Origin of the sequence: Streptomyces sp. NPDC087440, assembly GCF_044744005.1 — a bacterium.
In the GTDB taxonomy this organism is placed as follows: domain Bacteria; phylum Actinomycetota; class Actinomycetes; order Streptomycetales; family Streptomycetaceae; genus Streptomyces.
The window spans coordinates 64,429-83,889 of sequence record NZ_JBIUXN010000010.1 but is presented as its reverse complement, the minus strand read 5'-3'; the positions used below and the strand labels follow the sequence as shown (position 1 = coordinate 83,889).

General features: G+C 70.9%; 18 protein-coding genes. 10 read left to right on the top strand and 8 right to left on the bottom strand.

Going from position 1 to position 19,461, the window contains the following annotated elements; translation table 11 throughout:
- The 7 genes from tpiA to ACIO3O_RS20855 all read left to right on the top strand — a co-directional run bounded on the left by tpiA (position 1) and on the right by ACIO3O_RS20855 (position 6,954).
- Positions 1-780 (top strand): triose-phosphate isomerase, encoded by a 780-nt coding sequence (gene tpiA / locus ACIO3O_RS20885; protein WP_401747904.1) that lies wholly within the window; start codon positions 1-3, stop codon positions 778-780.
- Between the two features lie 147 nt (positions 781-927).
- Complete coding sequence (gene secG, locus ACIO3O_RS20880) at positions 928-1,158, top strand: preprotein translocase subunit SecG (RefSeq protein ID WP_266656744.1); 231 nt, start codon at positions 928-930, stop codon at positions 1,156-1,158.
- Positions 1,159-1,382: 224 nt separating this feature from the next.
- Positions 1,383-1,670, top strand: coding sequence for an RNA polymerase-binding protein RbpA (locus tag ACIO3O_RS20875; protein ID WP_019885342.1), 288 nt, complete (start codon positions 1,383-1,385; stop codon positions 1,668-1,670).
- Positions 1,671-1,842: 172 nt separating this feature from the next.
- Positions 1,843-3,054 (top strand): MFS transporter, encoded by a 1,212-nt coding sequence (locus tag ACIO3O_RS20870; RefSeq protein ID WP_401747901.1) that lies wholly within the window; start codon positions 1,843-1,845, stop codon positions 3,052-3,054.
- A gap of 49 nt (positions 3,055-3,103) precedes the next feature.
- Positions 3,104-4,777: a glucose-6-phosphate isomerase gene (gene pgi, locus ACIO3O_RS20865; protein WP_401747899.1), complete on the top strand. Its 1,674-nt coding sequence runs from the start codon at positions 3,104-3,106 to the stop codon at positions 4,775-4,777.
- A gap of 30 nt (positions 4,778-4,807) precedes the next feature.
- Positions 4,808-5,320, top strand: coding sequence for a PH domain-containing protein (locus ACIO3O_RS20860; RefSeq protein WP_401747896.1), 513 nt, complete (start codon positions 4,808-4,810; stop codon positions 5,318-5,320).
- Positions 5,317-6,954 (top strand): PH domain-containing protein, encoded by a 1,638-nt coding sequence (locus tag ACIO3O_RS20855; RefSeq protein WP_401747893.1) that lies wholly within the window; start codon positions 5,317-5,319, stop codon positions 6,952-6,954. Before ACIO3O_RS20860 ends, ACIO3O_RS20855 begins: the two co-directional genes overlap by 4 nt.
- 71 nt (positions 6,955-7,025) lie before the next feature.
- Here the strand turns inward: ACIO3O_RS20855 and pgl are convergent, their stop codons facing one another.
- Genes pgl through tkt form a run of 5 tightly spaced genes read right to left on the bottom strand, consistent with a single transcriptional unit; the run spans position 7,026 to position 13,621 of the window.
- Positions 7,026-7,808 (bottom strand): 6-phosphogluconolactonase, encoded by a 783-nt coding sequence (pgl, locus tag ACIO3O_RS20850; RefSeq protein ID WP_401747890.1) that lies wholly within the window; start codon positions 7,806-7,808, stop codon positions 7,026-7,028.
- Positions 7,808-8,842, bottom strand: a complete 1,035-nt coding sequence (gene opcA, locus ACIO3O_RS20845) for a glucose-6-phosphate dehydrogenase assembly protein OpcA (protein WP_401747887.1) — start codon at positions 8,840-8,842, stop codon at positions 7,808-7,810. The genes pgl and opcA overlap by 1 nt, the downstream gene beginning before the upstream one ends.
- Entirely contained in the window at positions 8,839-10,362 is a 1,524-nt protein-coding gene (gene zwf, locus ACIO3O_RS20840; protein ID WP_401747884.1) for a glucose-6-phosphate dehydrogenase, read from the bottom strand. The genes opcA and zwf overlap by 4 nt, the downstream gene beginning before the upstream one ends.
- Positions 10,363-10,366: 4 nt before the next feature.
- Positions 10,367-11,485 (bottom strand): transaldolase, encoded by a 1,119-nt coding sequence (gene tal, locus ACIO3O_RS20835; protein ID WP_401747883.1) that lies wholly within the window; start codon positions 11,483-11,485, stop codon positions 10,367-10,369.
- 33 nt (positions 11,486-11,518) lie between these two features.
- Entirely contained in the window at positions 11,519-13,621 is a 2,103-nt protein-coding gene (gene tkt / locus ACIO3O_RS20830) for a transketolase (protein WP_401747881.1), read from the bottom strand.
- A gap of 359 nt (positions 13,622-13,980) precedes the next feature.
- Here tkt and ACIO3O_RS20825 point away from each other — a divergent pair, with 359 nt between their 5' ends.
- From ACIO3O_RS20825 to ACIO3O_RS20815, 3 genes are all read left to right on the top strand, one after another.
- Complete coding sequence (locus ACIO3O_RS20825) at positions 13,981-14,937, top strand: heme o synthase (RefSeq protein ID WP_401747879.1); 957 nt, start codon at positions 13,981-13,983, stop codon at positions 14,935-14,937.
- Positions 14,938-15,027: 90 nt separating this feature from the next.
- Entirely contained in the window at positions 15,028-15,375 is a 348-nt protein-coding gene (locus tag ACIO3O_RS20820) for a hypothetical protein (RefSeq protein ID WP_401747877.1), read from the top strand.
- A gap of 91 nt (positions 15,376-15,466) precedes the next feature.
- A complete protein-coding gene (locus tag ACIO3O_RS20815; RefSeq protein WP_401747875.1) occupies positions 15,467-16,546 on the top strand; it encodes an amidohydrolase in 1,080 nt (359 codons plus the stop codon).
- Positions 16,547-16,613: 67 nt separating this feature from the next.
- Here the strand turns inward: ACIO3O_RS20815 and ACIO3O_RS20810 are convergent, their stop codons facing one another.
- The 3 genes from ACIO3O_RS20810 to ACIO3O_RS20800 form a co-directional block, all read right to left on the bottom strand.
- Positions 16,614-17,588 carry a heme A synthase gene (locus ACIO3O_RS20810; protein ID WP_401747872.1) on the bottom strand — a complete coding sequence of 325 codons (975 nt, stop codon included), beginning with the start codon at positions 17,586-17,588 and terminating at the stop codon, positions 16,614-16,616.
- 78 nt (positions 17,589-17,666) lie between these two features.
- Positions 17,667-18,434: an ABC transporter permease gene (locus ACIO3O_RS20805; RefSeq protein ID WP_401747869.1), complete on the bottom strand. Its 768-nt coding sequence runs from the start codon at positions 18,432-18,434 to the stop codon at positions 17,667-17,669.
- Entirely contained in the window at positions 18,431-19,357 is a 927-nt protein-coding gene (locus ACIO3O_RS20800) for an ABC transporter ATP-binding protein (RefSeq protein ID WP_401747865.1), read from the bottom strand. The genes ACIO3O_RS20805 and ACIO3O_RS20800 overlap by 4 nt, the downstream gene beginning before the upstream one ends.
- Positions 19,358-19,461: the final 104 nt, after the last annotated feature.

The window sequence follows — 19,461 nt, the reverse complement described above, 5'->3', positions numbered from 1 at the left end:
ATGAGCACCACCCGTACCCCGCTGATGGCGGGCAACTGGAAGATGAACCTCAACCACCTCGAGGCCATCGCCCACGTCCAGAAGCTCGCCTTCGCGCTGGCCGACAAGGACTACGACGCGGTCGAGGTCGCGGTCCTGCCGCCCTTCACCGACCTGCGTTCGGTGCAGACCCTGGTCGACGGCGACAAGCTGAAGATCAAGTACGGCGCCCAGGACCTCTCGGCGCACGACTCCGGCGCGTACACCGGTGAGATCTCCGGCGCGATGCTGGCGAAGTTCAAGTGCTCCTACGTGGCGATCGGCCACTCCGAGCGCCGCCAGTACCACAACGAGACCGACGAGGTCGTCAACGCCAAGGTCAAGGCCGCGTACAAGCACGGCCTCACCCCGATCATGTGCGTCGGCGAGGGCCTGGACGTCCGCAAGGCCGGCCAGCAGGTCGCGTACACGCTGGCCCAGGTCGACGGCGGCCTCAAGGACATCCCGGCCGAGCAGGCCGAGTCCATCGTCATCGCGTACGAGCCCGTCTGGGCGATCGGCACCGGTGAGGTCGCCACGCCCGAGGACGCGCAGGAGGTCTGCGGGGCCATCCGCGGCCGTCTCGCCGAGCTGTACTCGCAGGAGCTGGCCGACAAGGTCCGCATCCAGTACGGCGGTTCCGTCAAGTCCGGGAACGTCGCCGCGATCATGGCGAAGCCGGACGTGGACGGTGCGCTGATCGGCGGCGCGGCGCTGGACGCCGACGAGTTCGTCAAGATCGTGCGTTTCCGCGACCAGTAGTCGGCCGCGGCAGCTGCCGGTATTACCGGCAGTGAGTAGGCCCTCGGGCCGATCCGTCGTACTCTGACGGGGGTCGGTGGCTCGCCACCGGCCCCCGTTGCTTTTGCCTGGTTTGTCTGATCCGAGGAAGTTGGTCCAGCCGTGGTTATGGGGTTCTCGATCGCCCTGATCGTATTCAGCCTGCTGCTGATGCTGCTGGTTCTGATGCACAAGGGGAAGGGCGGCGGCCTCTCCGACATGTTCGGCGGCGGCATGCAGTCGTCCGTCGGAGGGTCCTCGGTCGCCGAGCGCAACCTCGACCGGATCACCGTGGTCGTGGGGCTCGTCTGGTTCGCACTCATCGTGGCGCTGGCGCTGCTGATGAAGCTCGACGGCTGACGCGCATCGTCCGGTACGACGCCGGGATCGCGGCCTATCATGGGCAGGCGTCCCGGCGTCGGGGTGTAACTCCCGTCACTGGACGCGCGTTGGGCCTCATGCAGACTGCAGACTGGGCGCTCGCCGCGGGGCAGTAGGACACAGCCCCGCAGCACATCACGCAGGGAGTTACGACCGTGGCAAGTGGCAACGCGATCCGGGGAAGCCGGGTCGGAGCGGGGCCGATGGGCGAGGCCGAGCGCGGCGAGTCCGCACCCCGCCTGCGCATCTCCTTCTGGTGCTCCAACGGGCACGAGACACAGCCCAGCTTCGCCAGCGACGCGCAGGTCCCGGACACCTGGGACTGTCCGCGCTGTGGATTCCCGGCCGGCCAGGACCGGGACAACCCCCCGGCTCCGCCGCGCACGGAACCGTACAAGACGCATCTCGCCTACGTGCGGGAGCGGCGCAGCGACGCGGACGGCGAGGCGATCCTCGCGGAGGCGCTCGCCAAACTGCGGGGCGAGATCTAGGAATTGCGGCGAGGGCCGGACACCGTGAGGTGTCCGGCCCTCGCTGTTTCTGCCTGCTGTCGAGCTGATATCGAGTGTTTCTGCTGGTCAGCGCGATTGTCAGTGGTACCCCTTACGGTCTTTCCATGATCTGAACGGCAGGATCGGAACGGCTCGGCTCACGGGGGCAGTTGTGACAGCGGTGCAGGCGGTGGAGGCGCGGGCGCCCGCGTGGCGCGGGGGGTTCGGACGGCTGTGGTCGGCGGCCGTCGTGTCGAAGTTCGGCGACTCGCTGCGCACCGCAGCGATGCCGCTGCTGGCCGCGACGCTGACGCGGGACCCGGTGCTGGTGGCGCTGGTCAGCGCGTGCGGATTCCTGCCGTGGCTGCTGTTCGGGCTGCTCGGCGGGGCGGTCGCGGACCGGGTCGACCAGCGGCGGGCGATGTGGGCCGTGGACGCGGTGCGCGGGGTGCTGATGGCGGGCTTCGCGGTGGCCGTCGCGCTGGGGCACGCCTCGATCGCCCTGCTCATGGTGGTGGCCTTCGCCCTCACCACCCTCCAGACGCTCTTCGACAACGCGGCGACCGCCCTGCTGCCGTCCCTGGTGCCGACGACGGCACTGGGCTCGGCCAACGCGCGGCTGATGACCGGGCAGCAGGTGGCCGGTACGTTCCTGGCCGCCCCGCTGGTGCCGGTGCTGCTGATCCAGGGGCCCTCCGTGCCGTACGCCGCCGACGCGGTCACCTACGTCGTCGCCGCCGTGCTGATCGCCTCGCTGCGGGTCCCGGCACCGGAGCGGGCGCCGCGCCCTGCGGGCAGCACCCTGCGCGGGGACATCGCGGCCGGGCTGAAGGTGCTGTGGGCGGACCGGCAGCTGCGCGGCCTGTGCACCGCGACGACCCTGGGCAACATCGGGGTCGGCGGGCTCATCGCGACCCTGGTGCTGCACGTCACCGGCTGGCTGGACGCCGGGCAGAGCGGATTCGCGGCGGCGATCACCGCGTACGGCGTGGGCAGCGTGGCGGGCGGGCTGCTGGCCGGACGGCTCGCCACCCGGCTCGGGCGGATACGCAGCGTGTTCCTGGCCGGTCTCGTCCAGACCGCCGCACTGGTCGTCCTGGGCACGGTGCGGGAGCTGTGGGCGGCGGTCGCGGCGATGGCGGTGTTCGGACTGATGGGCATCGTGTGGAACGCCAACCAGACGACGCTGATGCAGGAGCGCAGCCCGGCGGCCATGCTGGGACGGGTCAGCTCGGCCTTCCGGACGCTCGCCGTCGCGGGAGCCCCGCTCGGCGCGCTCCTCGCGGGGCTCACGGCGGCCGCCCGGGGGCTGAACACCCCCGCCCTGATGGCAGCCGTACTGATGGGGCTGGCCGTTGCCGCACTCGCACCCCTGATCAATTAAGTTGGGGAAGCAGCGGGGGATGCATGCGGATACGAGTAGAAGTGGGCTGATGTCCGAGATGAACGCGATGGATTCGAAGAACGGCCGCACCAGGCTGAACCAGCTGCCCGAGTGGGCGGCGCTGGGCAAGCACCGGGAGCAGCTGGGCGACGCCCACCTGCGCGAGCTGTTCGCCGCCGACCCGGCCCGCGGCACGGGTTACACGCTCCAGGTCGGCGACCTGTACCTCGACTACTCCAAGCACCTGATCACCGACGAGACCCTCGGCCTGCTGCGCGGGCTGGCCAGGGCCACCGGCGTCGCCGAGCTGCGGGACGCCATGTTCCGCGGCGAGAAGATCAACACCACCGAGGACCGCGCCGTCTTGCACACCGCGCTGCGCGCCCCGCGCGGCGCCGTGATCGAGGTCGACGGCGAGAACGTCGTCCCGGCCGTGCACGCCGTCCTCGACAAGATGGCCGCCTTCGCCGACAAGGTCCGCTCGGGCGAGTGGACCGGGCACACCGGCAGGCGCATCAAGACGGTCGTCAACATCGGCATCGGCGGCTCCGACCTCGGTCCCGCCATGGCGTACGAGGTGCTGCGCTCCTTCACCGCCCGCGAGCTGGACTTCCGCTTCGTGTCCAACGTGGACGGCGCCGACCTGCACGAGGCGATCCGCGACCTGGACGCCGAGGAGACGCTCTTCATCGTCGCCTCCAAGACGTTCACGACGATCGAGACCATCACCAACGCCACCTCCGCCCGCAACTGGCTGCTGGCGCAGCTCGGCGGCGACGCCTCCGCCGTCGCCCGGCACTTCGTGGCGCTGTCCACCAACGCCGAGAAGGTCGCCGACTTCGGCATCGACACGGCCAACATGTTCGAGTTCTGGGACTGGGTCGGCGGCCGCTACTCCTACGACTCGGCCATCGGCCTCTCGCTGATGATCGCCATCGGCCCGGACCGCTTCCGCGAGATGCTCGACGGCTTCCACCAGGTCGACGAGCACTTCCGCACCGCTCCCGCCGAGGAGAACGCACCGCTGCTGCTCGGCCTGCTCGGAGTCTGGTACGGGGCCTTCTTCGACGCGCAGGCGCACGCGGTCCTCCCGTACAGCCACTACCTGTCGAAGTTCACCGCCTACCTCCAGCAGCTCGACATGGAGTCCAACGGCAAGTCCGTGGACCGCGACGGCAACCCCGTCGACTGGCAGACCGGACCGGTTGTCTGGGGCACCCCGGGCACCAACGGGCAGCACGCGTACTACCAGTTGCTGCACCAGGGCACCAAGGTCATCCCCGCCGACTTCCTCGGCTTCGCCCGCCCGGTCGCCGACCTGACCGCCGGCCTGGAGGCCCAGCACGACCTGCTGATGGCGAACTTCTTCGCCCAGACGCAGGCGCTCGCCTTCGGCAAGACCCCGGAGGAGGTACGGGCCGAGGGCGTCGCCGAGGAGCTGGTGCCGCACAAGACCTTCCGCGGCAACCACCCCACGACCACGATCCTCAGCGACGAGCTGACGCCGTCCGTGCTGGGCCAGTTGATCGCGCTGTACGAGCACAAGGTGTTCGTCCAGGGCGCGATCTGGAACATCGACTCCTTCGACCAGTGGGGCGTCGAGCTGGGCAAGGTCCTGGCGAAGAAGATCGAACCGGTGCTGACCGGAGCGGAGAAGGGCGAGGCGCTCGACAGTTCGACCGCTGCTCTGGTGGGCAAGTACCGTACGTTGCGAGGCCGTTGAGGTCGACCGGCTGAGGGGTGAGGGGTGACGGTGACGGGGACCGGAGCGGGCACGGGGGCGGTACGGCTGAGACCGCCGCGCAACAGGTTCGACCGCAGGGTCGTCCCCTGGTGGCGGGTGCAGTGGCTGCTCCTCGTCCTGTCGCCGGTCCTCGTCCTGGTCCTGCTCGGGGTGCTGATCGGACCGGCCAGGTTCTGGCTGTTCCTCCCCGCGGTGGTGATCGCCGTGCCGGGGCTGCTCGCCGCGCTGTTCCTGCCCGTGTGGTGGTACCGGGTGCACCGCTGGGAGGTCACGGACGCGGCGGTGTACGTCCACACCGGGTACTTCTGGCAGGAGTGGCGCGTCGCGCCGATGTCGCGGATCCAGACCGTGGACACCGTGCGCGGGCCGCTGCAGCAGGCCTTCGGGCTGGCCACCGTCGTCGTCACCACCGGGTCCGCCAAGGGCGCCGTCAAGATCGAGGGGCTCGACCACGAGGTCGCGGCCGAACTCGCGGAACGGCTCACCGAGATCACCGGGGCGACCCCCGGGGACGCGACATGAGCGGCACGCGGGCGAACGGGGACGGGCCGTCCACGGACGGGGTGCCCGCCGAGGTGCCTGCCGAGGTGCCCGCGGACGGTGCGGACGCCGCCCCGGCCCCGGGCACCCCCGCCGACGTGCCCTGGCAGAAGCTGGACCGACGTACGGTACTCATCTCCTCGCTCCTCATGGGCGGCATCGCCTTCAGCGGCGGCGTGCCCACCTTCGTCGCCCTCGTGGTCCCTTTCGGGGCGGCCAGAGCGCTCGGCTGGGTGCTCGGCGGGGCAGCCCTGTTCATCCTCGGCAGCGCGGGCCTGGAGTACCTCCGCTGGCGGCACACCCGCTACCGGATCGGCCCCGAGCGGGCCGAACTGCACACCGGGCTGCTGCTGGTGAAGCGCCGGTCGCTGCGCCGGGAGCGCATCCGCACCGTCGACCTCACCGCCCACCCGCTGCTGCGGGTCCTCGGCCTGGTCAAGGTGCGCATCGGCACCGGGGAGCACAGCGCCGGGGGAGCGGACTCCATCCTCCAGATCAACCCGGTCACCCGGCAGGAGGGCGACCGGCTGCGCCGCGAGCTGCTGAGCCGGGCCGCCCAGCAGGACGACGGCGAGAACGTCGACGGCAGGCTCGCCACCCTGGACCCCCGCTGGATCAAGTACGCGCCGGTGTCCTTCGCCGCGCCCCTCCTGGGCCTCGCCGCGGGCGGCGCGGTGATGCAGGGCAGCGAGTGGTTTGGGCTCCAGGCGAAGGTCATCGAGTGGGTCGGCGACCTGTTCGAGGGGGCGGCCGTGCTCTGGATGATCCTCACGCTGGCCCTGGTGCTGCTGGTCGCGGGGGTCGTCGGAGCGCTGGGGCTGTTCGTCGAGATGTGGTGGGGGTACCGGCTGGACCGCGAGCCGGGCGGGACGCTGCGGGTGCAGCGGGGGCTGTTCACCTCCCGGTCGATCTCCATCGAGGAGCGACGGCTGCGCGGGGTGGAGGTGCTGGAACCGCTGGGCATCCGGCTGTCCGGCGCGGCCAGGGTGGACGCAGTGGCGACCGGCCTCGCGGAGACCGAGACCGACCAGAAGACGGACCGCAAGACCCTCGTCCCGGCAGTGCCCCGTCCGGTGGCGGACGCGGTGGCCGCACGCGTGCTGCGGGAGCCGGTCTCTCCCACGTCGGCGGTACGTCTGCGGGCGCACCCGGTGGCGGCGCGCGGGCGGCGGCTGCGGTGGGCGCTCGGCTCGGTGCTCACCCTGGTGGCGGTGCTCCTGCTGCTGGGCGTGTTGCTGACACAGGTGCTGGTGTGGGTCGCGGGGGCGGCAGCGGTGCTGCTGCTGCCGGTGGCCGCGCTGCTGGCGGTGGACGCGTACCGCTCCCTGGGGCACGGGCTGACGGGCGCGTACCTGGTGGTGCGGTCGGGGTCGGTGCGGCGGGCCACGGTGGCGCTGCGGCGCGACGGGGTGATCGGGTTCACCGTGAAGCAGTCGGTGTTCCAGCGGAGGAAGGGGCTGGTCACGGTGACGGCCACGACCGCCGCCGGGACCGGGGCGTACTCCGCGTACGACGCGGGGCAGGCGGAGGGGCTGGAGTTCGCCGCGGAGGCGGTGGAGGGGCTGCTCGGCCCGTTCCTGGAGCGGGACCCGGACAGCACGCCGCAACACGCGTAAAAACGCCGACGCACCGCGGCCCGGCCGTTCCCCTGGTGAGGGACGGGCCGGGCCGCGGTGCGTGAGGAAGGTCAGGCCGAGGACGGGGGGTAGAGGGACCTCGGGAGTTCCGATGCCGCCGACGTGTCCAGCAGCCAGAGTGTGCGGGCACGGCCGTACGCGCCCGAGGCCGGGGCCTGGATCTCGCCGGGGCCCGAGAGGGCGATGGCCGCGGCCTTCGCCTTGTCCTCGCCCGCCGCGAGCAGCCACACCTCGCGGGCCGCCCGGATCGCCGGGAGGGTGAGCGAGATACGGGTCGGCGGGGGCTTGGGGGCGCCGTGCACACCCACCACCGTCCGCTCCGTCTCGCGCACCGCCGGGTGCTCCGGGAAGAGCGACGCGACGTGCGTGTCCGGGCCGACACCCAGCATGAGGACGTCGAAGGTGGGGACCCGGCCGTGGTCCTCGGGGCGAGCGGCCGCCGCCAGTTCGGCCGCGTAGGCCTCCGCCGCCGAGTCCGCGTCGTCGAAGCCCGCGTCCGACGCGGGCATCGCGTGCACCCGGGCCGGGTCCAGCGGGACCGCGTCCAGCAGGGCCTCGCGGGCCTGCGTGTAGTTGCGCTCCGGGTCGTCGGCCGGGACGTACCGCTCGTCGCCCCACCACAGGTCCAGGCGCGACCAGTCGATCGCGTCCCGGGCCGGGGAGGAGGCCAGCGCCGCCAGGAGACCGTTGCCGTTGCGGCCACCGGTGAGGACCACCGACGCCGAGCCGCGGGCGGCCTGCGCGTCGACGACCTTCGTGATGAGCCGGGCCGCCGCGGCCTGCGCCATCAGCTCCTTGTCCCGGTGCACCACCAACTGCGGTGAGCTGCTCATCACTTGGCGGCCGCCTTCTTGGCGGGCGCGGCCTTCTTCGCCGGAGCGGGCTTGTCCGCAGCAGCGTCCTCGCCCGTCTTGGAAGCCTCCGCCTCCGCCTTCTCCACGACCGCACCCAGCCGGTCCACGCCGAACTTCAGCGCCGACGCATAGGTGTCGTCCGGGTCCAGGCGGCGCAGTTCCTCGGCCAGCAGCTCCGAGGTCTCGCGGCGCTTGAGCGCCACCGCGCGGTCCGGCTGGCCGTTCATGCACAGCGTGGCCAGCGAGCCGTCGGCGCGGTCCAGGACGATCGGGCCGTCCTCGGTCTCCATCCGTACGGCCGTCAGACCGGGACCGGCGGAGAGGGTGCGCTTGACCGGCACCGAGAGGCGGTCCGCCAGCCACATGGCCAGCAGCTCGCAGCTCGGGTTGAACTCCTCGCCCTCCACCTCGACCGAGGTGACCTTGGTGGGCAGCTGGTCGAGCGCGGCCGCCAGCATCGAACGCCACGGGGTGATGCGGGCCCAGGACAGGTCCGTGTCGCCCGGCGTGTAGTTCTCGCTGCGGGCCGTCAGCTCGTGGATCGGCTGCTCGGCGGCGTACGTGTCGGTCACGCGGCGCTGGCCCAGGGCCCCCAGGGGGTCCTTCGCCGGGTCCACGGGACCGTTCACCGGCCACCAGACGACCGTGGGGGCGTCGGGCAGCAGCAGCGGCAGGACCACCGACTGGGCGTGGTTGATGACCTCGCCGTACAGGCGCAGCACAACCGTTTCACCGGTGCCCGCGTCGGCGCCGAGCCGCACCTCGGCGTCCAGGCGCGCCTTCGAGCGGTCGCGCGGCGAGCGCGAGAACCGCTTGACGACGACCAGGGTGCGCGAGGGGTGCTCGCGGGACGCGTCGTTCGCCGCCTTGAGGGCGTCGTACGCGTTCTCCTCGTCCGTCACGATGACGAGGGTCAGCACCATGCCGACGGCGGGGGTTCCTATGGCCCGCCGTCCTTGCACGAGTGCCTTGTTGATCTTGCTGGACGTGGTGTCCGTCAGGTCGATCCTCATGGCCGGCGCCAGCTCCGTCCGTCTCGTGCGAGCATTTCGTCCGCCTCGACCGGGCCCCAGGTGCCGGACGCGTACTGCGCGGGCTTGCCGTGGGTGTCCCAGTACTGCTCGATCGGGTCGAGGATCCGCCAGGACTGCTCGACCTCTTCGAGGCGCGGGAACAGGTTGGCGTCGCCCAGGAGCACGTCCAGGATCAGGCGCTCGTACGCCTCGGGGCTCGACTCCGTGAAGGACTCGCCGTACGCGAAGTCCATCGACACGTCCCGGATCTCCATCGAGGTGCCGGGCACCTTGGAGCCGAAGCGCACGGTGACGCCCTCGTCCGGCTGGACGCGGATGACGATCGCGTTCTGGCCGAGCTCCTCGGTGGCGGTGTGGTCGAAGGGGGAGTGCGGGGCGCGCTGGAAGACGACCGCGATCTCCGTGACCCGGCGGCCGAGGCGCTTGCCGGTGCGCAGGTAGAACGGGACGCCCGCCCAGCGGCGGTTGTCGATCTCCAGCTTCACGGCGGCGTAGGTGTCGGTCTTCGACTTGGGGTCGATGCCGTCCTCCTGGAGGTAGCCGACGGCCTTCGCGCCGCCCTGCCACCCCGCCGCGTACTGGCCGCGCACGGTGTCCCGGCCCAGATCCCGGGGGATCTTGACCGCGCCCAGCACCTTGGACTTCTCCGCCACCAGCGCGTCCGCGTCGAAGGAGGCGGGCTCCTCCATCGCGGTCAGGGCCAGGAGCTGGAGGAGGTGGTTCTGGATGACGTCGCGGGCCGCGCCGATGCCGTCGTAGTACCCGGCCCGGCCGCCGATGCCGATGTCCTCGGCCATGGTGATCTGCACGTGGTCCACGTACGACCGGTTCCAGATCGGCTCGAACATCTGGTTGGCGAAACGCAGCGCCAGGATGTTCTGCACCGTCTCCTTCCCCAGGTAGTGGTCGATGCGGAAGACCTCGTTCGGCGGGAAGACCTCGTGGACGATCCGGTTGAGCTCCTGCGCGGAGGCCAGGTCGTGCCCGAAGGGCTTCTCGATGACGGCGCGCCGCCAGGAGTTCTCCTTCTGGTCCGCCAGCCCGTGCTTCTTCAGCTGCTGGACGACCTTGGGGAAGAACTTCGGCGGCACCGACAGGTAGAAGGCGAAGTTGCCGCCGGTGCCCTGCGCCTGGTCCAGCTCGTGGATCGTCGACTTCAGCGTCTCGAACGCCTCGTCGTCGTCGAAGTCGCCCTGGACGAAGCGCATGCCCTGGATCAGCTGCTGCCAGACCTCCTCGCGGAACTCCGTGCGCGCGTGCTCCTTGACCGCGTCGTGCACGACCTGCGCGAAGTCCTCGCTGGCCCAGTCGCGACGGGCGAAGCCGATGAGCGAGAAGCCCGGCGGCAGCAGGCCGCGGTTGGCCAGGTCGTAGACGGCGGGCATCAACTTTTTACGGGACAAATCGCCCGTGACGCCAAAAATGACCAGGCCCGACGGCCCCGCGATGCGCGGGAGCCGTCGATCCTGTGCGTCACGCAGCGGATTGCTGCTGGACAAGGTTTTAGCCCTCCGAAGGAGCGAGGCGCTTGAGCTCGGCCTCGGTCGACTTGAGCAGGTCGTTCCAGGCGTCCTCGAACTTGGAGACGCCCTCGGTCTCCAGCAGCTCCACGACGTCGTCGTACGCGATGCCCAGCTTCTCGACGGCGTCGAGCTCGGCGCGGGCCTGCTCGTACGTGCCCGCGATGGTGTTGCCGGTGATCTCGCCGTGGTCGGCCGCGGCCTCCAGGGTCGCCTCCGGCATGGTGTTCACCGTGCCCGGGGCCACCAGGTCGTCGACGTACAGCGTGTCCTTGTACGCGGGGTCCTTGACGCCGGTCGAGGCCCACAGCGGCCGCTGCTTGTTGGCCTGCGCCTTGTCCAGGGCCGCCCAGCGGTCGGAGGAGAAGACCTCCTCGTACGCCTGGTAGGCCAGGCGGGCGTTGGCCAGCGCGGCCTTGCCCTTGAGGGCCTTGGCCTCGTCCGTGCCCAGGCCGTCGAGGCGCTTGTCGATCTCGGTGTCCACGCGGGACACGAAGAAGGAGGCCACCGAGTGGATCTTGGAGAGGTCCAGGCCCGCGGCCTTCGCCTTCTCCAGACCCGCCAGGTAGGCGTCCATGACCTCGCGGTAGCGCTCAAGGGAGAAGATCAGCGTGACGTTGACGCTGATGCCCTTGCCGATGACCTCGGTGATCGCCGGCAGACCGGCCTTCGTCGCCGGGATCTTGATCAGCGTGTTGGGGCGGTCCACCAGCCAGGCGAGCTGCTTGGCCTCGGCGACCGTCGCCCGGGTGTTGTGCGCCAGGCGCGGGTCGACCTCGATGGAGACCCGGCCGTCCTGGCCCTGCGTCGCGTCGAAGACGGGGCGCAGGATGTCGGCGGCGTCACGGACGTCCGCCGTCGTGATCATCCGGATGGCTTCCTCGACGGTCACCTTCCGGGCGGCGAGGTCGGTCAGCTGGCCCTCGTAACCGTCGCCGGAGGAGATCGCCTTCTGGAAGATCGACGGGTTGGTGGTGACGCCCACGACGTGCTGCTGGTCGATCAGCTCGGCGAGGTTGCCGGAGGTGATCCGCTTGCGCGACAGGTCGTCGAGCCAGATCGCAACGCCCTCGTCGGAGAGGCGCTTGAGTGCGTCTGTCATGAGTTCTGCATCTCCTAGATCGTTGTACGAGCGTCAGCGCTGGGCGGCGGTGATCGATTCCCGGGCGGCGGCCGCGACGGCCTCGCCGGTGAAGCCGAACTCCTTGAAGAGGACCTTGCCGTCGGCCGAGGCACCGAAGTGCTCCAGCGAGACGATCCGGCCCGCGTCACCGACGTACTTGTGCCAGGTCAGACCGATACCGGCCTCGACCGCGACACGCGCCTTCACGGACGGGGGAAGGACGCTGTCCCGGTACCCCTGGTCCTGCTCCTCGAACCACTCCACGGACGGCATCGACACGACACGCGTCGGGACGCCCGCGGCCTGGAGCTCCTCGCGCGCCTCGACGGCGAGCTGGACCTCGGAGCCGGTGCCGATGAGGACGACCTGGGCGTCTGTGCTCTGGCCGTCGGCCGCTTCGGCCTCGAACAGCACGTAGCCACCGCGCGCGGCGTCCTCGTTGCGCTCGTACGTCGGCACACCCTGGCGGGTCAGCACCAGGCCCGTCGGGGCGCCCTTGCCGAACACCTTGGTGTACCGCTTCAGGATCTCGCGCCAGGCGATGGCGGTCTCGTTGGCGTCCGCCGGGCGGACGACGTTGAGGCCCGGGATCGCGCGCAGCGAGGCCAGGTGCTCGACCGGCTGGTGGGTCGGGCCGTCCTCGCCGAGGCCGACCGAGTCGTGCGTCCACACGTACGTCACCGGCAGGTGCATCAGCGCGGACAGGCGCACCGCGTTGCGCATGTAGTCGGAGAACACCAGGAAGGTGCCGCCGTAGATGCGGGTGTTGCCGTGCAGGGCGATGCCGTTCATCTCGGCGGCCATCGAGTGCTCGCGGATGCCGAAGTGCACGGTGCGGCCGTACGGGCTGGCCTCCGGGAGGGGGTTGCCCTCGGGGAGGAACGACGAGGTCTTGTCGATCGTCGTGTTGTTGGAGCCCGCGAGGTCGGCCGAGCCGCCCCACAGCTCGGGGATGACCGCGCCCAGCGCCTGGAGCACCTTGCCGGAGGCCGCACGGGTGGCGACGCCCTTGCCGGTCTCGAAGACGGGGAGCTTCTCCTCCCAGCCCTCGGGCAGCTCGGCGGCGGCGATGCGGTCGAACTCGGCGGCGCGCTCCGGGTTGGCGGTGCGCCAGGCGGCGAAGCCCTTCTCCCACTCGGCCTTGGCCTCACGGCCCCGGTCCAGCGCCTTGCGGGTGTGCGCGATGACCTCGTCGGAGACCTCGAAGGTCTGCTCCGGGTCGAAGCCGAGGACGCGCTTGGTGGCCGCGACCTCGTCGTCGCCGAGCGCCGAGCCGTGCGCGGCCTCGGTGTTCTGCGCGTTCGGGGCGGGCCAGGCGATGATCGAGCGCATCGCGATGAAGGACGGCTTGTCCGTGACGGCCTTGGCCGCCTGGATCGCGTTGAACAGCGCCTCGGGGTCCAGGTCGCCGTCCGGCTTCGGGGCGACGCGCTGGACGTGCCAGCCGTACGCCTCGTACCGCTTCAGCGTGTCCTCGGAGATCGCGGTCTCCGTGTCGCCCTCGATCGAGATGTGGTTGTCGTCCCACAGCAGGACCAGGTTGCCGAGCTTCTGGTGCCCGGCCATGGAGGACGCCTCGGCGGAGATGCCCTCCTGGAGGCAGCCGTCACCGGCGATGGCGTAGATGAAGTGGTCGAACGGGGACTCGCCCGTCGCCGCCTCGGGGTCGAACAGGCCGCGCTCGTAGCGGGCGGCCATCGCCATGCCCACCGCGTTGGCGACACCCTGGCCCAGCGGACCGGTCGTGGTCTCGACGCCGACCGTGTGCCCGTACTCCGGGTGACCGGGGGTCTTGGAGCCCCAGGTGCGGAACGACTTGAGGTCGTCCAGCTCCAGGCCGAAACCGGCCAGGTAGAGCTGGGTGTAGAGCGTGAGGGACGAGTGGCCCGCGGAAAGGACGAAGCGGTCGCGGCCGGTCCAGTCGGCGTCCGCCGGGTCGTGCCGCATCACCTTCTGGAAGAGGGTGTACGCGGCCGGCGCCAGGCTCATCGCCGTACCCGGATGGCCGTTGCCGACCTTCTGTACGGCGTCCGCGGCCAGGACGCGGGCGGTGTCTACGGCCCGCTGGTCCAATTCGGTCCACTCAAGGTCTGTGGTGGTCGGCTTGGTGCTCACCCTGGGTCAGGGCTCCTCTCCACAATGTTTAGGTCCCGGTGACTGTTCGCCGCACCGGGCGTTGTCGAGCCTACCCCCGCAGGAACGCGCAAAATTTCGAGTCCACGCCGTGGAAATACGCGGTGTCTCAGACCAGAGTGCGCGTGCGGGAGGGGGTTCGCCTCCCGGCGAACGCATTTCCGTATACATCCGGACACTACTCCGCAGGTGCCCCGTCCCGCGGGTTGTTCACGGTCGGCCCAACACGACCCCACCCCGGCGAAGGGCGACGTATGGGCAACGTCTAGAGTGGCGTGGTACGCGCAAGTCTTTACCGGGCCTTCACGCCCGGAGCTTGCTTCGGGAATTCATCGTCAGGGGTGTGCGTGACGGCCGTCGAGTCCCGACCCGCAGGGGTCGCTTCGACTCCCAGCCCGGGGGGCCATCGGCCGACCGGAGCCCGGGTCAAGGCGTTTGTTGCACTGACCAAGCCGAGGATCATCGAGCTCCTGCTGATCACCACCGTTCCGGTGATGTTCCTGGCGGAGCAGGGTGTCCCCGACCTGTGGCTGGTGCTCGCCACCTGCCTCGGCGGATATCTCTCCGCCGGTGGCGCGAACGCGCTCAATATGTACATCGACCGCGACATCGACGCGCTGATGGACCGCACGTCGCAGCGTCCGCTGGTCACCGGGATGGTCAGTCCGCGCGAGTGCCTGGTCTTCGGCATCTCGCTCGCGGTGATCTCCACGCTCTGGTTCGGGCTGCTGGTCAACTGGCTGTCCGCCGCGCTGTCGCTGGGCGCGCTGCTCTTCTACGTCGTCGTCTACACGATGATCCTGAAGCGCCGCACCGCGCAGAACATCGTCTGGGGCGGCATCGCCGGCTGCCTGCCGGTCCTCATCGGCTGGTCCTCGGTGACCAACTCGATGTCGTGGGCGGCGGTCATCCTCTTCCTCGTCATCTTCTTCTGGACGCCGCCGCACTACTGGCCGCTGTCGATGAAGGTCAAGGACGACTACGCCCGCGTCGGCGTGCCGATGCTGCCGGTGGTCAAGGGCAACAAGGCGGTCGCCAAGCAGATCGTGGCGTACAGCTGGGTCATGGTCGCCGTGTCCCTGCTGCTCCAGCCGCTCGGCTACACCGGCTGGTTCTACACGATCGTCGCGGCCGTCACCGGCGGCTGGTGGCTCTGGGAGGCGCACGGTCTCCAGGCCCGCGCCAAGGCCGAGATCACGGGCGCGAAGCTGAAGGAGATGCGGCTGTTCCACTGGTCCATCACCTATGTCTCGCTGCTGTTCGTGGCCGTCGCGGTGGACCCCTTCATCCGCTTCTGAGCCCTGCGGCTCCCGACGGGCGGGACACGTGGTCAAGGCCACGTGTCCCGCCCGTCGCCAGTTTCGCTACTCGTCGGTAGCATCCTGCTCATGGCAGACACCACGCAGGCAGAGCGGCCCACGGAGAAGTCGGCGACGCGCAGGACGGCGAAGCTGGCCAAGCAGATCACCGCCTTCGCCGGTGCACACGGCGGCGCCGAGGGCCAGCTCGCGTACATCGGGCAGCGCGGCACCCGCATCGTCCTGGTCGGCGACGACGGCGCCTGGGGCGACCTGGTGGCCCCCACCTACGACGTGGCGAAGGCGGCCACCGAGAAGGCCGGGATCACCGTCCACGAGGACTTCGACGGCGAGTTCGCCGCCAAGGTCGAGACGGGTCCGTACGAGTGGAAGCGGATGGCCGGGATCCAGCTCGGCGGCTCCCCGAACAAGCGCTAGGAACAGGCCCGCCCGCGGTACCCGGGGCGGGCCTCACCCGTTAGGCCCCGTGGAAGCGTCACACGCGTCACGCCACCCACAGGGAGTCCCGATGTTCGTCACCCCGCCGTCCCTGGTGGACCACTACTGCCACGGCGTGCTCCGCACCGAGCTGGGGCTCGGCACCTTCGAGGCGCACCTGGGCCGCACGCCCGCGCCGCCCGCCCCCGGCACCACCTTCTTCGACACCCAGACGGGCTTCGCGGTACGTCGCTGGTGCCCGCCCCTGCTGGACCTGGAGCCGCACTGCCCGCCCGCGCGCTACCTGGCCCGGCGCCGCGAACTGGGCGTCCTGGAGGCAGGACGGCGGCTGTTGCGCGGCACCGGGATCGCCGCCTACCTGGTCGACACCGGGCTCCCCGGAGACCTCACCTGCCCCCAGGAGCTGGCCGTCGCGGGCGACGCCGAGGCGCACGAGATCGTACGGCTGGAACTCCTCGCCGAGCAGATCGCCGACACCTCCGGCACCGCCGAGGGCTTCCTCGCCAACCTGGGCGAGGCCATGCACGCCGCCACCAGGACCGCCGTCGCCTTCACCTCCGTGGCGGGGGTACGGCACGGGCTCGCCCTCGCGCCGCACCCGCCCGGGCCGGGCGAGGTGCGGGGGGCCGCCGGGCGGTGGCTGGCGGGGCGCCGGGCCGGAGGGCGGCTGTCCGACCCCGTACTCCTGCGGCATCTGCTGTGGAACGCGGTCAGCTGCGGGCTGCCGCTCCAGCTGCACGTGGCCGGGGACCCGGAGCGGCTGACGGAGTTCGCGGCGGCGAGCGCCGGGCTCGGGACGGACCTGGTGCTGCTGCACGACTACCCGTACCACCGGCACGCGGCGCACCTGGCGGGCGTCTTCCCGCATGTGTACGCGGACCTGGGGCCCGCCCTCTCGCACACCGGGGCGGGGGCGGCCGCCGTGCTCGCGGAGATGCTGGAGCTGGCGCCGTTCGGGAAGGTGCTGTTCTCCAGCGGGGCGCGCGGGCTGCCGGAGCTGCACGTGGTGGGGGCGCGGCTGTTCCAGGAGGCGCTGGGCCGGGTGCTCGGCGGGTGGGTCGCCGAGGGCGCCTGGTCGAAGCCGGACGCGGAACGGGTCGCCGGGATGATCGCGTCGGGGAACGCGCGGCGGGTGTACCGGCTGACGTGAGGGGCGTACGTACGCAGAAGGAGGGCCCGGGATCTCGTCCGGGCCCTCCTTCTGCGTACGCGTACGGTCAGGCGCTCGCCGGCACCTGGTCCGCGGGGGAGTCCACCACGGGCTCCGGGGTCTCCACCGGGCGCTCACGCAGGCTCAGCAGCAGGCGGATCACCGCGATCCACATGAGGGAGGACAGCAGCATGTGCACGGCGACCAGGATCTCGGGGACCTGCGTGAAGAACTGGACGTAGCCGACGGCGCCCTGGGCGACCAGCACGATCAGCAGGTCGCGGGAGCGGTGACGGGTGTCGTCCGGCGCGTCGACCATGCGCAGCACCAGGAACATCGCGATGGCCAGCGCGCAGACCACCCACGCGGCGGCGGCGTGGAGGTGCGCGGCGTCCGTCCAGTCCCACGGCATGCGCGGCACCTCGCTCTTGTCGCCCGCGTGCTTGCCGGAACCGGTCACCGAGGTGCCCAGCACGATCAGTACGGCGGTGACCGCGACGATCGCCCAGCCCAGCTTGCGCACCGGGCGCGGCACGCGCGGGATGGGGGCGCCGTCGCCCTCGCGGGTGCGCTGCCAGACGGTGACGGCGACCGCGAGGAGGGCGTTGGCGGCCAGGAAGTGACCGGCCACCGTCCACGGGTTCAGGCCCATCCACACGGTGACGCCGCCGACGATCGCGTTGCTCATGACCAGCCAGAACATCACCCAGGAGAGCCGGGTGAGGCTGCGCCGCCACGGCTTCGTGGAGCGGGCCGCGATGATCGCCCAGCCGACGGCCGCCGACAGGATGTACGTCAGCATGCGGTTGCCGAACTCGACGTACCCGTGGAAGCCCTGCTCGGGCGTCACGATCAGGCTGTCGGACGTGCACTTGGGCCAGGTGTCGCAGCCGAGACCGGAACCGGTCAGCCGGACCGCGCCGCCGGTCACGATGATGAGGACGCTCATCACGACGGCCGACATCGCGGCGCGCTGGAGCGTACGGGGCGTGGGCGTCCATCGCTGGGCGATGAGGGCGAGGGGGGTCAACACGGCAACCATCGTAGGCCGGTGCTTGTGCGAGTTTTCACGAGGGGGGCGGTGGAGAGCTGTGATGTCACTCGCAACCATCCTTCGCGGCTACTCCCAGCGGAAGAACTTCGCCGCCGCGCCCAGGCCCAGGACCGCCCACACCGCGAGGACGCCGAGGTTGCCCCAGGGCATCGACGCGCCGTGCTGGAGGACGTCGCGCAGGCCGTCGGAGAGCGCGGAGATCGGCAGGAGGCCGAGGACGTTCTGCACGGCGTCGGGGAACTTGTCGAGCGGGACGATGACCCCGCCGCCGACCAGCAGCAGCAGGAACACCAGGTTCGCGGCGGCGAGCGTCGCCTCCGCCTTCAGCGTGCCCGCCATCAGCAGCCCGAGCCCGGAGAAGGCGGCGGTGCCGAGGATCAGGAGGAGCAGTACGGAGACCGGGTTGCCCTGCGGCGACCAGCCCAGCCCGAAGGCGATCGCGGTGAGCAGGACGACCTGGAGCACCTCGGTGACCAGTACGGACAGCGTCTTCGCGGTCATCAGCGCCCAGCGCGGGAGCGGCGAGGTGCCGAGCCGCTTCAGGACGCCGTACCGGCGCTCGAAACCGGTGGCGATGGCCTGGCCGGTGAACGCGGTCGACATGACGGCGAGCGCCAGGATGCCGGGGGCGAGGAAGTCGACGGACTTGCCTGCTCCCGTGTCGATGATGTCCACGGCCGAGAAGAGGACGAGCAGCAGCGCCGGGATGATCACCGTCAGGAGGAGCTGCTCGCCGTTGCGCAGCAGCATCTTCGTTTCGAGGGCGGTCTGCGCCCCGATCATCCGGCCGAGCGGGGCCGCTCCCGGCATGGGGGTGTAAGGGGCGGTGCTCATGGGCGCAGGTCCTTACCGGTGAGCTCGAGGAAGACGTCTTCGAGGGTGCGGCGCTCGACCGAGATGCCGTCCGGCATCACGCCGTGCTGGGCGCACCAGGTGGTGACCGTGGCCAGCAGCTGCGGGTCGATCTTGCCGCTGATGCGGTACGTCCCCGGGCTCAGCTCCTCCGCGAGGGTGTCGGCGGGGAGGGCCTTGAGGAGGGACGTCATGTCGAGGCCGGGGCGGCCGGTGAAGCGCAGGGTGTTCTCGGCGCCGCCGCGGCACAGTTCGGCGGGGGAGCCCTGGGCGATGACCTTGCCCGCGTTCACGATCGCGACGTCGTCGGCGAGCTGCTCGGCCTCGTCCATGAAGTGCGTGGTGAGGATGACGCTCACGCCGGACGCGCGGAGTTCCTTGACGAGGTCCCAGGTGGAGCGCCGGGCGTGCGGGTCCAGGCCCGCGGTCGGCTCGTCCAGGAAGACCAGTTCCGGGCGGCCGACGACGGCCATCGCCAGCGCGAGGCGCTGCTGCTGGCCGCCGGAGAGCCTGCGGTAGGTCGTACGGCCGCAACTGCCGAGCCCCAGGCGGTCGATGAGCGCGTCCACGTCGAGCGGATGGGCGTGCAGCTTGGCCATGTGGCGGAGCATCTCGTCGGCGCGGGCGCCGGAGTAGACGCCGCCGGACTGGAGCATCACGCCGATGCGCGGGCGCAGCTTCGCGGCGTCGGCGACCGGGTCGAGGCCGAGCACGCGCACGGTGCCCGCGTCGGGCTTGCGGTAGCCCTCGCAGGTCTCGACGGTGGTGGTCTTTCCGGCGCCGTTGGGGCCGAGGACGGCGGTGACGGTGCCGGAGGCGACGGTGAGGTCGAGGCCGTCGACCGCGGTCTTCGATCCGTACCGCTTGACCAGGCCGGTGACCTGGACGACGGGCTCTTGTGACATGGGAGCGAGTCTAGGCGGCGGGGGGAAAGGATTCGGCAGGGGGCGGAGGTCCCGGGGGCGGGGAGCCGGAGGGCCTGCGACAGGTGACCTTTTCGGTCGGAAAG

Excerpts from the sequence above, each read along its gene's own strand:
- tpiA (WP_401747904.1), top strand. The coding sequence starts at position 1 with ATGAGCACCACCCGTACCCCGCTGATGGCGGGCAACTGGAAGATGAAC.
- secG (WP_266656744.1), top strand. The coding sequence starts at position 928 with ATGGGGTTCTCGATCGCCCTGATCGTATTCAGCCTGCTGCTGATGCTG.
- ACIO3O_RS20875 (WP_019885342.1), top strand. The coding sequence starts at position 1,383 with ATGGGCGAGGCCGAGCGCGGCGAGTCCGCACCCCGCCTGCGCATCTCC.
- pgi (WP_401747899.1), top strand. The coding sequence starts at position 3,104 with ATGTCCGAGATGAACGCGATGGATTCGAAGAACGGCCGCACCAGGCTG.
- ACIO3O_RS20855 (WP_401747893.1), top strand. The coding sequence starts at position 5,317 with ATGAGCGGCACGCGGGCGAACGGGGACGGGCCGTCCACGGACGGGGTG.
- pgl (WP_401747890.1), bottom strand. The coding sequence starts at position 7,808 with ATGAGCAGCTCACCGCAGTTGGTGGTGCACCGGGACAAGGAGCTGATG.
- opcA (WP_401747887.1), bottom strand. The coding sequence starts at position 8,842 with ATGAGGATCGACCTGACGGACACCACGTCCAGCAAGATCAACAAGGCA.
- tal (WP_401747883.1), bottom strand. The coding sequence starts at position 11,485 with ATGACAGACGCACTCAAGCGCCTCTCCGACGAGGGCGTTGCGATCTGG.
- ACIO3O_RS20820 (WP_401747877.1), top strand. The coding sequence starts at position 15,028 with ATGGCAGACACCACGCAGGCAGAGCGGCCCACGGAGAAGTCGGCGACG.
- ACIO3O_RS20815 (WP_401747875.1), top strand. The coding sequence starts at position 15,467 with ATGTTCGTCACCCCGCCGTCCCTGGTGGACCACTACTGCCACGGCGTG.
- ACIO3O_RS20810 (WP_401747872.1), bottom strand. The coding sequence starts at position 17,588 with ATGGTTGCCGTGTTGACCCCCCTCGCCCTCATCGCCCAGCGATGGACG.
- ACIO3O_RS20805 (WP_401747869.1), bottom strand. The coding sequence starts at position 18,434 with ATGAGCACCGCCCCTTACACCCCCATGCCGGGAGCGGCCCCGCTCGGC.
- ACIO3O_RS20800 (WP_401747865.1), bottom strand. The coding sequence starts at position 19,357 with ATGTCACAAGAGCCCGTCGTCCAGGTCACCGGCCTGGTCAAGCGGTAC.